Source organism: Pseudomonas glycinis, assembly GCF_054871425.1.
Genome location: NZ_JBTYHF010000011.1, coordinates 56,138 through 68,872, shown reverse-complemented (window position 1 = coordinate 68,872; position 12,735 = coordinate 56,138). Strand labels below are relative to the sequence as shown.

16 protein-coding genes are annotated in these 12,735 nt (G+C 60.4%); 6 read left to right on the top strand and 10 right to left on the bottom strand.

The window, feature by feature from the left end:
• Positions 1-79 precede the first annotated feature (79 nt).
• The 6 genes from pmbA (at position 80) to ACYSTU_RS24010 (ending at position 5,447) form a co-directional block, all read left to right on the top strand.
• A complete protein-coding gene (gene pmbA, locus ACYSTU_RS24035; RefSeq protein ID WP_024011613.1) occupies positions 80-1,426 on the top strand; it encodes a metalloprotease PmbA in 1,347 nt (448 codons plus the stop codon).
• A 252-nt stretch (positions 1,427-1,678) separates the two neighbouring features.
• On the top strand, positions 1,679-2,086 hold the full coding sequence (locus ACYSTU_RS24030; protein WP_016771690.1) for a hypothetical protein: 408 nt from the start codon (positions 1,679-1,681) through the stop codon (positions 2,084-2,086).
• Positions 2,067-3,443 carry a class II fumarate hydratase gene (locus ACYSTU_RS24025; protein WP_499002007.1) on the top strand — a complete coding sequence of 459 codons (1,377 nt, stop codon included), beginning with the start codon at positions 2,067-2,069 and terminating at the stop codon, positions 3,441-3,443. Before ACYSTU_RS24030 ends, ACYSTU_RS24025 begins: the two co-directional genes overlap by 20 nt.
• 27 nt (positions 3,444-3,470) lie before the next feature.
• Positions 3,471-3,911, top strand: a complete 441-nt coding sequence (locus ACYSTU_RS24020; RefSeq protein ID WP_016771688.1) for a DUF2753 family protein — start codon at positions 3,471-3,473, stop codon at positions 3,909-3,911.
• Position 3,912: 1 nt separating this feature from the next.
• Positions 3,913-4,524, top strand: coding sequence for a superoxide dismutase (locus ACYSTU_RS24015; protein ID WP_123443393.1), 612 nt, complete (start codon positions 3,913-3,915; stop codon positions 4,522-4,524).
• Positions 4,525-4,553: 29 nt separating this feature from the next.
• Complete coding sequence (locus tag ACYSTU_RS24010; protein WP_499002004.1) at positions 4,554-5,447, top strand: ZIP family metal transporter; 894 nt, start codon at positions 4,554-4,556, stop codon at positions 5,445-5,447.
• Between the two features lie 34 nt (positions 5,448-5,481).
• Here ACYSTU_RS24010 and ACYSTU_RS24005 read toward each other — a convergent pair whose 3' ends face one another.
• The 10 genes from ACYSTU_RS24005 to ACYSTU_RS23960 all read right to left on the bottom strand — a co-directional run bounded on the left by ACYSTU_RS24005 (position 5,482) and on the right by ACYSTU_RS23960 (position 12,485).
• Entirely contained in the window at positions 5,482-5,757 is a 276-nt protein-coding gene (locus tag ACYSTU_RS24005; protein WP_016771685.1) for an HPr family phosphocarrier protein, read from the bottom strand.
• A gap of 15 nt (positions 5,758-5,772) precedes the next feature.
• Positions 5,773-6,630, bottom strand: coding sequence for an RNase adapter RapZ (rapZ, locus tag ACYSTU_RS24000; protein WP_499002001.1), 858 nt, complete (start codon positions 6,628-6,630; stop codon positions 5,773-5,775).
• A 2-nt stretch (positions 6,631-6,632) separates the two neighbouring features.
• Positions 6,633-7,097, bottom strand: a complete 465-nt coding sequence (gene ptsN / locus ACYSTU_RS23995) for a PTS IIA-like nitrogen regulatory protein PtsN (RefSeq protein WP_499001998.1) — start codon at positions 7,095-7,097, stop codon at positions 6,633-6,635.
• 12 nt (positions 7,098-7,109) lie between these two features.
• Entirely contained in the window at positions 7,110-7,418 is a 309-nt protein-coding gene (hpf, locus tag ACYSTU_RS23990) for a ribosome hibernation-promoting factor, HPF/YfiA family (protein ID WP_007912419.1), read from the bottom strand.
• Positions 7,419-7,491: 73 nt separating this feature from the next.
• Entirely contained in the window at positions 7,492-8,982 is a 1,491-nt protein-coding gene (locus tag ACYSTU_RS23985) for an RNA polymerase factor sigma-54 (protein ID WP_016771682.1), read from the bottom strand.
• A 166-nt stretch (positions 8,983-9,148) separates the two neighbouring features.
• The gene (gene lptB / locus ACYSTU_RS23980; protein ID WP_024011621.1) at positions 9,149-9,874 is read right to left on the bottom strand and encodes an LPS export ABC transporter ATP-binding protein; all 726 of its coding nucleotides are present in this window, start codon (positions 9,872-9,874) and stop codon (positions 9,149-9,151) included.
• On the bottom strand, positions 9,874-10,419 hold the full coding sequence (gene lptA / locus ACYSTU_RS23975; protein WP_016771679.1) for a lipopolysaccharide transport periplasmic protein LptA: 546 nt from the start codon (positions 10,417-10,419) through the stop codon (positions 9,874-9,876). Before lptA ends, lptB begins: the two co-directional genes overlap by 1 nt.
• Entirely contained in the window at positions 10,406-10,978 is a 573-nt protein-coding gene (gene lptC, locus ACYSTU_RS23970; RefSeq protein ID WP_024011622.1) for an LPS export ABC transporter periplasmic protein LptC, read from the bottom strand. Before lptC ends, lptA begins: the two co-directional genes overlap by 14 nt.
• A gap of 8 nt (positions 10,979-10,986) precedes the next feature.
• Positions 10,987-11,511: a KdsC family phosphatase gene (locus ACYSTU_RS23965; RefSeq protein ID WP_016771677.1), complete on the bottom strand. Its 525-nt coding sequence runs from the start codon at positions 11,509-11,511 to the stop codon at positions 10,987-10,989.
• Positions 11,511-12,485: a KpsF/GutQ family sugar-phosphate isomerase gene (locus tag ACYSTU_RS23960; protein WP_024011623.1), complete on the bottom strand. Its 975-nt coding sequence runs from the start codon at positions 12,483-12,485 to the stop codon at positions 11,511-11,513. Before ACYSTU_RS23960 ends, ACYSTU_RS23965 begins: the two co-directional genes overlap by 1 nt.
• Positions 12,486-12,735: the final 250 nt, after the last annotated feature.

Sequence of the window (12,735 nt, the reverse complement as noted above, 5' to 3'; positions counted from 1 at the left end):
GATAACCAGTCGGGGGCCGCTTGTCCGGCCCGGTCGCTCGATGACCCCAGCCGAAAGCAGAATTTGAGTGGAGATGAGCATGAGTGCAGTTCAAAGCGTCGGCCCGCAGGCATTGCCGGCACTGCAAGAACAGGTCGAGCAGATCATCGCCGAAGCCAAGCGCCAGGGCGCCAGCGCCTGTGAAGTCGCGGTGTCGCTGGAGCAGGGGCTGTCGACTTCGGTGCGTCAGCGCGAGGTCGAAACCGTTGAATTCAATCGTGATCAGGGTTTTGGCATTACCTTGTATGTCGGCCAGCGCAAAGGCTCGGCCAGCACCTCGGCCACCGGGCCGGAGGCGATTCGTGAAACCGTCGCAGCAGCACTGGCCATCGCCAAGCACACTTCCGAAGATGAAGCCTCGGGCCTCGCCGACGCCGCACTGATGGCCAGGGATGTGCAGGATTTCGACCTGTTCCACGAATGGGACATCACCCCGGAGCAGGCCATTGAGAAGGCTTTGCTCTGCGAGGCCGCGGCGTTCGATGCTGATGCGCGGATCAAGAACGCCGACGGCACCACCCTCAGCACCCATCAGGGCTGCCGGGTTTACGGCAACAGCCACGGTTTCATCGGCGGCTACGCGTCGACCCGGCACAGCCTGAGTTGCGTGATGATCGCTGAAGCCGACGGCCAGATGCAGCGCGATTACTGGTATGACGTCAATCGCCAGGGCAGTCTGCTCGCCGATCCGGTGAGCATCGGCCAGCGTGCCGCGCAACGGGCGGCGAGCCGTCTGGGCGCGCGGCCGGTGCCGACATGCGAGGTGCCGGTGCTGTTTTCCGCCGAACTGGCGGGCGGTCTGTTCGGCAGCTTCCTCTCGGCAGTATCCGGCGGCAGTCTGTATCGCAAATCGTCGTTTCTCGAAGGCACACTGGGGCAGAAGCTGTTCCCGGAATGGCTGACCATTGATGAGCGTCCGCATCTGATGCGTGCCATGGGCAGTGCTTCCTACGACGGTGATGGCCTGGCGACTTACGCGAAACCGTTCGTCGAAAAGGGCGAGTTGGTCTCCTACATCCTCGGCACCTATTCCGGGCGCAAACTGGGCATGCCGAGCACCGCCAACGCGGGCGGGGTGCACAACCTGTTCGTCACCCACGGTGATGAGGATCAGGCAGCGTTGTTGAAGCGCATGGGCCGAGGACTGCTGGTCACCGAATTGATGGGCCACGGCCTGAACATGGTCACCGGCGACTATTCGCGCGGTGCGGCGGGCTTCTGGGTGGAGAACGGCGAGATCCAGTTCGCTGTGCAGGAAGTGACCATCGCCGGCAACATGCGCGACATGTTCAAGCAGATTGTCGCGGTGGGTAATGATCTGGAGCTGCGCAGCAACATCCGCACCGGGTCTGTATTGATCGAGCGGATGACTGTCGCCGGCAGCTAAGCCGCGAATCCGCCAACAAAAAAAGGCGCGCCATCCGTTCTGGATGGCGCGCCTTTTTTATTCGCTTCGCACAAATCCCCTGTGGGAGCGAGCCTGCTCGCGAAAGCGGTGGATCAGTTGTAAATGTGCTGACTGACACAGCGCATTCGCGAGCAGGCTCGCTCCCACAAGTGTGCAGCGCAAACTCGAGTGCTTGTGTTGGTTATCATTATCATCTAATAATAAATCTCATCTCCGAACGAGTCCCGGATCATGAGTTCTGCCTTGCACGAGCAGCCCTACCTCGAAAGCTGGCGCTGGATGAGCCGCCAGATCCGTTGCGCGCTGGATCCTGACGAACCGCGCCTGATCGAACACTACCTCGCCGAAGGACGCTATCTGTCCTGTTGCACGGCCACTTCGCCCTGGACCGTCGCCGAAACGTCTTTCCGTCTGCTGCTCGATACCGCCACCGACATCGCGTTGCCGTGGCACTGGCGCAGCGTCTGTCTCGATCAAGCCTGGCGCCCCTTGCGTGAAATGGAGCGCCTGTCTCTATGCCAATGCCGCTTGCGGCGCTGGCAACGCTACACCTGGCAGCTCGCCACTTGCGAGTTGCAACCGTCGATTCCTCTCATTGATTTGCTGCAAGGACATTCGCATGACCAAGACACGTATTGAGCGCGACAGCATGGGCGAACTGCAGGTGCCGGTCGATGCGCTCTATGGCGCGCAGACCCAGCGCGCCGTGGACAACTTCCCGATCAGCGGCAAGCCGATGCCGACGCAGTTCGTCCGCGCGCTGATCCTCGCCAAAGCCGCCGCTGCCCGGGCCAACGTTGAGCTGAACCAGATCAGCGCGGCCCAGGGCAAAGCCATCAGTGATGCCGCGCAAGGTCTGCTCGAAGGCGATTTCATGCAGCATTTCCCGGTGGATATCTTCCAGACCGGGTCCGGCACCAGCTCGAACATGAACGCCAACGAAGTGATCGCGACGCTGGCCAGTCGCATGCTCGGCGAGCCGGTCAACGCCAATGATCATGTCAACTGCGGGCAAAGCAGCAACGACATCATCCCGACCACCATCCACGTCAGCGCCGCGCTGGCGCTGCATGAACAATTGCTGCCGGCGCTGTTGCATCTGGTCCAGGCCATCGAGCGCAAGGCCGAGCAAGTGCATCACCATGTGAAGACCGGGCGCACCCACCTGATGGACGCGATGCCGGTGCGCATGAGCCAGGTGCTCAACGGTTGGGCGCAGCAGCTCAAGGCCAATATCGGCCATCTGCAGGATTTGCTGCCAAGCCTGCAAGCGCTGTCGCAGGGCGGCACCGCGGTCGGTACCGGGATCAATGCGCATCCGGAGTTCGCCGCGCGATTCAGTCGGCATCTGAGCCAACTGACCGACGTGCAGTTCACCCCGGGCAAGGATCTGTTCGCGCTGATTGGCTCGCAGGACACTGCGGTCTCTGTCTCCGGCCAGCTCAAAGCTACTGCGGTGTCGCTGATGAAAATCGCCAACGACCTGCGCTGGATGAACTCAGGTCCCCTGGCCGGCCTCGGCGAAATTGAACTGCAAGCGCTGCAACCGGGTTCATCGATCATGCCCGGCAAGGTCAACCCGGTGATCCCGGAAGCCACAGCGATGGTCGCTGCGCAAGTGATCGGCAACGACTCGGTGATCACCGTGGCCGGCCAATCCGGCAACTTCGAACTGAACGTGATGCTGCCGATCATCGCGCACAACCTGCTGAGCAGCATCGAACTGCTGGCCAATTCCAGTCGCCTGCTCGGTGACAAGGCAATCGCTACTTTCAAGGTCAACGAATCGCGCTTGCAAGAAGCGTTGTCGCGCAACCCGATTCTGGTCACCGCGCTCAACCCCATCATCGGTTACCAGAAAGCCGCCGAAATCGCCAAGCAGGCCTACAAGGAAGGCCGCGCGGTGATCGACGTCGCTCTGGAACACACCGACCTGTCGCGCAGCCAGCTGGAAGAGTTGCTCAACCCCGAGAAACTCACCGCCGGCGGCGTGTAAACCCCGCAACCGCTTTGGAGGCTCACCATGGAGCACTGGAAACGCACGATCGAACGGGCCAATCGCTGCTTCATGCTGGGCGAACTGATCGACGCCCGTGAGGCTTACCTGCAAGCCCTGGCCCTGGCGCAAGTGTTGTTCGAACGCTGGGCGGATGCCGACGAAGCGGTGGCGGCCTGCGTCGTCTCTCATCACAACCTCGCCGACCTGCATTTGCGCCTGAACCAACCGGAGGAGAGCGCCGAATACCTGTGCGCTATCCATCAACGTTTGTTGCAGACCATGCAGGACGAACGCCTTCGCCCGGCGCTGCGTGAGGCGGCGTTGCGCCAGAGCAGCAAAACCTACGTCGAACTGTTGAATTTCATCAGCGAGCACGGCGAGTACCCGCGCACCCAGCGCCTGCTGCATCCGGACACCGGCAATGCCCGCCGCGCCTCAAATCCCCATCAGTATGGAGTCCACTGAAATGGCTTTTACCTTGCCTGCCTTGCCTTATGCCTACGATGCCCTCGAGCCGCACATCGATGCGCAGACCATGGAAATCCATTACACCAAGCATCACCAGACCTACATCAACAACCTCAATGCCGCCGTGGAAGGCACCGAGTTTGCCGAGTGGCCGGTGGAAAAACTCGTCGCCAGCGTCCAGCAGCTGCCGGAAAAACTTCGCGCGGCGGTGATCAATCAGGGCGGCGGCCACGCCAACCATTCGCTGTTCTGGGAAGTGATGGTGCCCAACGGTGGCGGCAAGCCCAACGGCGCTCTGGCCAAGGCCATCGACGAGCAACTGGGCGGACTCGACAGTTTCAAGGAAGCCTTCACCAAGGCCGCGCTGACCCGTTTCGGCAGCGGTTGGGCCTGGCTCAGCGTGACACCGGAGAAAAAACTGGTCGTGGAAAGCAGCGGCAATCAGGACAGCCCGCTGATGACCGGCAACACACCAATCCTTGGTCTCGACGTCTGGGAGCACGCTTACTACCTGCGTTACCAGAACCGTCGCCCGGAATACATCAACGCGTTCTACAACGTGATCAACTGGCCGGAAGTTGCTGCGCGCTATCAGGCCGCACTGGTTTAAGCCTTCAATAAAAACAATCAGGGCTGACTATGGGCACGGAAACACTGGCGATTGGCAGCGGGCGCATGTTTCGTTACGCGGTGGGCTCGCTGTTGCTGCTGGCGGGGATGACTTTGCTGGTCGCCCACGGTTTGCAGTGGCTGAATCTGGAACCGCGGCTGTTGCGCGCCTTGCAGGGCGGTGCCATCTGCGCCTTGGGCACGGCGCTTGGCGCCGTGCCGGTGCTGGTGGTCCGGCGCATGCCGCAGGCACTCAGCGACACCTTGCTGGGATTTGGTGCCGGGGTGATGCTGGCGGCGACGGCGTTTTCGCTGATCGTGCCCGGCATTGCTGCGGCGGAGAGTCTTGGTCTTACGCCGTGGGCCGCCAGTGGCCTGATCTGCTTCGGCATCCTGCTCGGCGCGTTCGGTCTGTATCTGGTGGATCGGCGCGTTTCGGGTGCCTCGCCGGAGATGCTCGTCGGCACGCTGGAGCATCCGGTGATTCCACCACGAATCTGGCTGTTCGTGTTCGCCATCATCGCGCACAACATTCCGGAAGGCATGGCGGTCGGGGTGTCTGCCGGCGGCGGGATGGCGGACGCCGACAGTCTGGCGATGGGCATTGCGTTGCAGGATGTGCCGGAAGGGCTGGTGATTGCGTTGGTGCTGGCCGGGGCGGGGATGTCACGGTTCAGGGCGTTTCTCATCGGCGCGGCGTCTGGGCTGGTCGAACCGGTATTTGCACTGGTATGCGCGTGGCTGGTGAGTCTGGCTCAAGTGCTGTTGCCGCTGGGACTGGCGTTGGCGGCCGGGGCGATGTTGCTAGTGGTGACCCACGAAGTGATTCCGGAGTCGCGCCGTCATGGGCATGACAAGCTGGCAAGTCTGGGCCTGTTGGTCGGGTTTTGTTTGATGATGGTGATGGATACGGCGTTGGGGTGAATGGAGGCGAGGAACAGTGTCCCCGCCTCGCGGATTATTCACCTTCGTCGAAATATCTTTCGATCAGATCGACCAATGCGTCCATGGCTTCCTGAGCCTGTTCGCCTTCGGTGCTCAAATGGATTTTGGTGCCTTTACCCGCCGCGAGCATCATCATTGCCATGATGCTCTTGCCGTCGACAGTCGTTTCAGGTGTGCGTCCCACCCGGATCGTGCAGTCTGGATACTGACCGGCCACGCCGACGAATTTGGCCGATGCCCGAGCATGCAGACCCAGCTTATTGATGATTTCGATTTCACGAGCAGGCATCGCGGTGTGGATCCTTTAGGTGAGGTCGCGGTGGCGAACCTGGACGTTCTTCAGGGTTTTCTGCAGGGCCTGGCCCAGACGTTCGGTCAGGTAGACGGAGCGGTGGTGCCCGCCGGTGCAGCCGATGGCAATGGTCACGTAGGCGCGGTTGCTGGCGGCGAAACGTGGCAGCCACTTGTTCAGGTAGGCGTAGATGTCCTGATACATTTCTTCGACATCCGGCTGCTGCGCCAGATAATCGGCCACAGGGGCATCGAGGCCGGACTGAGCGCGCAGCTCGGGTTTCCAGTACGGATTGGGCAGGCAGCGCACATCGAACACGAGGTCGGCGTCGACCGGCATGCCGCGCTTGAAGCCAAATGATTCAACCAGAAACGCCGTGCCGGGCTCAGGCTGATTCAACAGACGCAACTTCAGGGTATCGCGCAGTTGATACAGATTCAGGCTGGTGGTGTTGATTTTCAGGTCGGCCAGATCGGCGATCGGACCAAGCAGGGCGGTTTCGTCGTGAATCGCCTCGGCCAGTGAGCGATTGGCGTTGCTCAGCGGGTGACGACGACGGGTCTCGGAAAAACGCTTGAGCAGGGTTTCCTCGTCGGCGTCCAGGTACAGCACATCGCACTTGATATGCTTGGCACGCACGTCTTCGAGCAACTCAGGGAAGCGTGACAGATGGCTGGGCAGGTTGCGCGCATCGATCGACACGGCGACCAGCGGCTGCGCCAGTTCCGTGTGAATCAGCGCACGCTCGGCCAGTTCCGGCAGCAAACCGGCCGGCAGATTGTCGATGCAGTAGTAGCCGTTGTCCTCAAGGACATTCAGGGCGGTACTTTTACCCGAGCCCGAACGGCCACTGACAATGATCAAACGCATGATTAGTGCCCGTTCTGCTCGTCCAGTACAACCTGGTACAAGGCTTCGTTGCTCGCGGCGCTGCGCAGTTTTTCACGAACTTCCTTGCGGTCGAGCATGCTGGCGATCTGGCGCAACAACTCCAGATGCGCGTCGGTTGCGGCTTCCGGGACAAGCAGTACGAATAGCAGGTCCACCGGAGCGCCGTCGATGGCGTCGAAATCGATTGGGGCTTCAAGATGCAGCAGGGCACTGACTGGTGCCGTGCAGCCCTTGAGGCGGCAGTGGGGAATGGCGATGCCGTTGCCAAAACCGGTGGAACCGAGTTTTTCACGGGCGATCAGCGCCTCGAAGACTTCCTGCATCGCCAGATCCGGCACTTCGCGGTGGATCAGGTTGGCAATCTGTTCGAGGGCTTTTTTCTTGCTGCCGCCCGGCGCGTTCACTTGGGAACGGCCGGGGGTCAGGATGGTTTCAAGTCGGATCATGGGATAGGGGTGTTAACGACCGGTCGCGCCCTGGAGGAGGCTCTGGGTCTTTTCCTTATGCTTTTTGAGTTGGCGATCCAGCTTGTCGGTGAGTGAGTCGATCGCAGCGTACATGTCGGTATCTTCTGCGTTGGCGACCACTTCGCTGCCGGGGATATGCAAGGTGGCTTCGATCTTCTGCTTCAGCTTTTCGACGCACATCGTGACCTGCACGTTGGTGATCTTGTCGAAATGTCGCTCCAGTCGCTGGAGTTTTTCCTCGATGTAGGAACGCAGAGGTTGGGTCACTTCCAGTTGGTGTCCACTGATGTTGACTTGCATACAGCTTCTCCTTCGTTGCCAGAGCATAAAGCGGCAGGCCGAAAAGCCTGCCACTGGAACGCTGTAACGTGGCTTACATCAACCGCTTGCGTTCGCTCGAAGGCGCGATTCCGAGGGATTCGCGGTACTTGGCGACGGTGCGGCGAGCCACCTGAATGCCTTGTGCCTCCAGTAAACCAGCGATCTTGCTGTCACTCAACGGCTTTTTCTGATTTTCCGCGGCGACCAGTTTTTTGATGATCGCGCGGATCGCCGTGGACGAGCATTCGCCGCCTTCGGAGGTGCTGACGTGGCTGGAGAAAAAGTATTTCAGCTCATAAATACCGCGCGGGGTATGCATGAATTTCTGTGTGGTCACCCGGGAAATCGTCGATTCGTGCATGCCGACCGCTTCGGCGATGTCATGCAATACCAACGGCTTCATCGCTTCGTCGCCGTACTCGAGGAAACCGCGCTGATGTTCGACGATCTGCGTGGCCACTTTCATCAGGGTTTCGTTGCGGCTCTGCAGGCTCTTGATGAACCAGCGGGCTTCCTGCAACTGGTTGCGCATGAAAGTGTTGTCGGCGCTGGTGTCGGCACGTTTCACAAACCCGGCGTACTGGGCATTGACGCGCAGACGTGGCACCGATTCCTGGTTCAGCTCGACCAGCCAGCGCTCGTTGTCCTTGCGCACGATCACATCGGGAATGACATATTCGGCTTCGGTCGACTCGATCTGCGAACCGGGACGCGGATTGAGACTCTGCACCAGTTCGATGACCTGGCGCAGCTCGTCTTCCTTGAGCTTCATCCGGCGCATCAACTGGCTGTAATCGCGACTGCCGAGCAGGTCGATGTAATCGGCTACCAGACGCTTGGCCTCGGTCAGCCACGGCGTCTTCGCGGGCAACTGACGCAATTGCAGCAGCAGGCATTCGCTGAGGTTGCGGGCGCCGATCCCGGCAGGCTCGAATTGCTGGATGCGATGCAGGACGGCTTCGATCTCGTCGAGCTCGATGTCCAGTTCAGGATCGAACGCTTCAAGAATTTCTTCGAGGGTTTCGTCCAGATAGCCCTGATTGTTGATGCAGTCGATCAGGGTCACGGCGATCAGGCGATCGGTGTCGGACATCGGCGCCAGGTTCAGTTGCCAAAGCAGATGGCTCTGCAGGCTCTCGCCGGCGGATGTGCGGGTGGTGAAATCCCACTCATCGTCATCGCTGCTCGGCAGGCTGCTGGCGCTGGTCTGGTAGACGTCTTCCCAGGCGGTATCCACTGGCAGTTCGTTGGGGATGCGCTCGTTCCACTCGCCATCCTCGAGGTTGTCCACCGTCGGGGCGGTTTCCTGGTAGGAGGGTTCCTGGATTTCGGCGGGCTTCTGTTCGGCGTTGTCGGCCAGAGGATCGGCATTGTCGAAGTCGTCGCCTTCTTCCTGGCGTTCGAGCATCGGATTGGATTCCAGAGCCTCCTGGATCTCCTGTTGCAGGTCCAGGGTCGACAATTGGAGCAGGCGGATGGCCTGTTGCAGCTGCGGTGTCATCGTCAGCTGCTGGCCCATTCTCAAGACTAGCGATGGTTTCATGGCAGGGGCTTAACACCTTATTCGCCGGCGCTTTGCGCCATCCACTACAGGGCGCCGAAGCGCCAAACTTAAGCAAATTATATGCCTGAAACTGAAGTGTTTGCCTAGAGCGCCGTAACAATTAAAGCGGATAAATGCGCCTTGAATCGATACAGCGCTGTCGCGCTTACAGGCGGAACTCGTGACCCAGATACACTTCCTTGACCAGATCGTTGGCCAGGATGGTCTCGGCATCACCTTCTGCGATCAGTTGACCGTCGTTGACGATGTAAGCGGTTTCGCAGATATCCAGCGTCTCACGGACGTTGTGGTCGGTGATCAGCACACCGATGCCCTTGGCCTTGAGGTGGTGGATGATCTGCTTGATGTCGCCGACCGAGATCGGGTCGACACCGGCGAACGGTTCGTCGAGCAGGATGAATTTCGGCGCAGTGGCCAGGGCGCGAGCGATTTCCACCCGGCGGCGCTCACCACCGGACAGGCTCATGCCGAGGTTGTCGCGGATGTGGCTGATGTGGAATTCCTGCAGCAGGCTTTCCAGCTCCTTGCGCCGACCGGCCTTGTCCAGCTCCGGGCGGGTCTCGAGGATCGCCATGATGTTGTCGGCGACCGACAGTTTTCGGAAGATCGACGCTTCTTGCGGCAGATAGCCGATACCGGCCTTGGCGCGGCCGTGCATCGGCTGGTGGCTGACGTCCAGATCATCGATCAGCACACGGCCCTGATCCGCCTGCACCAGGCCGACGATCATGTAGAAGCACGTGGTCTTGCCTGCGCCGTTCGGGCCGAGCAAGCCGACGATCTGCCCGCTGTCGATCGACAGGCTGACGTCACGCACGACCTGGCGGCTTTTATAGGCCTTGGCCAGGTGCTGAGCTTTCAGAGTTGCCATTACTGGGATTTCTCTTCGGTTTTCTTCTTCGGCTGGATCACCATGTCGATGCGCGGGCGCGATTCGGTGACCTTGCTGCCCGTGGCGCGACCGGCGCTGGCCAGTTTCTTCACGGTGTCGTAGACGATTTTTTCGCCCTGGGTGACGTTGTTGTCCTTGTCGATAACCTTGGCCTTGTCGATCAGCACCACCCGATTCTGCTGGGCGTGGTATTGAATCGTCACGCCGTAGCCCTTGACCGGGTTGGCGTCGCCCTGGGTCTGCAACTGCTCGAAATAGGCCAGGTTGCCGACCGAGGTCACCACATCGATGTCGCCATTGGGCGCGCGCGTCATGGTCACGGTGTTGCCTTTAACGATCATCGAGCCTTGGGTAATGATCACGTCACCTTTATAGGTGGCAATGCCATTCTTGTCGTCCAGTTGGGCGTCGTCGGCCTGAATGCGGATAGGCTGCTGCTGATCGTTCGGCAGGGACCAGGCGCTCGCGCTTCCCAGTGCTGCGCCCAGACTGAGCAAAATAGGGAGGGTTTTAACGAGCCTCATACTGTCCTCTTACGTTCGATTGCAGGTGTATCCTGCTGTCCTTCAGGTACGCTTTCATTCCGACGCCAGTCGATACGCCGCCAGCGCCCTCGATTCTAACGGGTTGCGCAGTCTGCGCATATTCCTGCTGCGGGAACACGGTCATGCGGGTGCTGGTGATCAGGGTGCCGCGCTGTTTCTCGTCGGTGCGCTGTACGCGTACCGAGTCGATCAATTCCACTTCGGTACCGCCGGAATTCACTTCGCCGCGCTCACTGGTCACGTGCCACGGGAAGTCGGTGCCGCGATACATGTTCAAATCAGGCTTGGTCACCAGGGTGACATCTGTAGCCTTGACGTGCTCGGCCTTGTCGGAAGTCATCTCGTACTGCACCTTGCCGTCCGGCAGGTACTGAATGGTATGCGTGTTGGTCGCGTACCAGTCGATCGGATTCTCGGCAGCCGAAACCGGTGGCTTGTCGAGGAAGCGTTCCGGGCTGATGTTCCAGTAGCCGACCGCAGCGAAAATCGCCGCGATGCAGCCGAACAGCAGGAAATTGCGAAACTTTTTGCTAAACATGGTCAGGCTCACAGGTACGCGGCGTTGGCCGCTTCGAGGCGGCCCTGGGCGCGCAGGATCAATTCGCAGAATTCGCGGGCGGCACCTTCGCCGCCACGGGCGCGGGTAACGCCGTGGGCGTGTTCGCGGACGAAATCGGCAGCGTTGGCCACCGCCATGCCCAGCCCTACACGGCGGATCACCGGCAAGTCTGGCAGATCGTCACCGAGATAGGCGACTTCTTCATAGCTTAGGCCCAGTTGCGCGAGCAGGCCGTCGAGCACCACCAGTTTGTCTTCCCGCCCCTGAAACAGGTGCGGGATGCCGAGGTTCTTCGCGCGGCGCTCGACCACCGGGGTCTTGCGACCACTGATGATCGCCGTCTGCACGCCGGCATTCATCAGCATCTTGATGCCTTGGCCGTCGAGGGTGTTGAAGGTCTTGAACTCGCTGCCGTCTTCGAGGAAGTACAGGCGGCCGTCGGTGAGCACACCGTCGACGTCGAAGACTGCCAGTTTGATCGCTTTGCCGCGTTGCAGCAGATCGTTGCTCATTACATGACTCCTGCGCGCAGCAGATCGGAGAGGTTGAAGGCGCCGATCGGGCGATCCTCCTCGTCGACGACTACCAGGGCGTTGATTCGATGGTCTTCCATGATTTTCAGGGCTTCGGCGGCGAGCATGTCGGGCCGGGCGGTCTTGCCGTGGGCGGTCATCACCTGATCGATGGTGGCGCTGCGGATGTCGATCGCGCGATCCAGGGTGCGGCGCAAATCACCGTCGGTGAAGATCCCGGCGAGCTTGCCATCGGCTTCAATAATAGCGGTCATGCCCAGCCCCTTGCGGGTCATTTCCATCAGCGCGTCCTTGAGCAGGGTACCGCGTTGTACCTGCGGCAGCTCCTGTCCAGCGTGCATGACGTTTTCGACTTTCAGCAGCAGGCGACGGCCAAGGGCGCCGCCGGGATGCGAGAAGGCAAAATCTTCAGCGGTGAAACCACGCGCTTCCAGCAAGGCCACGGCGAGGGCGTCGCCCATGACCAGCGCTGCAGTAGTAGAAGAGGTCGGCGCCAGATTCAACGGACAGGCTTCGTGCTCGACATGCACATTGAGATTGACCTCGGCAGCCTTCGCCAATGGCGACTGCGGATTACCGGTGACGCTGATCAGCTGGATACCCAGGCGTTTGATCAATGGCAGCAGCGTTACGATTTCGTTGGTCGAGCCGGAGTTCGACAGGGCCAGAATCACATCGTCGCGGGTGATCATGCCCATGTCGCCGTGGCTGGCTTCGGCCGGATGCACAAAAAACGCCGGAGTGCCGGTGCTGGCCAGGGTGGCGGCGATCTTGTTGCCGATATGCCCGGATTTGCCCATGCCGACCACGACCACGCGGCCCTTGCTGGCCAGAATCATCTCGCAAGCGCGTACGAAATCGGCGTCGATATGGGCCATCAAGCCTTGGACGGCTTCCACTTCGAGGCGGATGGTGCGTTGTGCCGATTGAATCAGGTCGCGGGTTTTGCTCATGTCAGAATCGTATGGGCCGATGAAAAGGCGGCGATTATAGCGGTTATGTGGCAAAGCCTCACGCAAGTTCGACGTGCTTTGTCATTACTGGTTACCAAAACCCTCTGAAACTCGCTCGGGCCCTCTTCAGTCGGCGATCTTGGCCGGGTTCTCGCTTGGGCGCTCAGCCTTTGCAGTGATATAGTTCGCCGCCAGTTCGGCCTGCCCGGGATGCAGGTGTTTCCGAGGAAAGTCTGGCATCCCAGTGAGA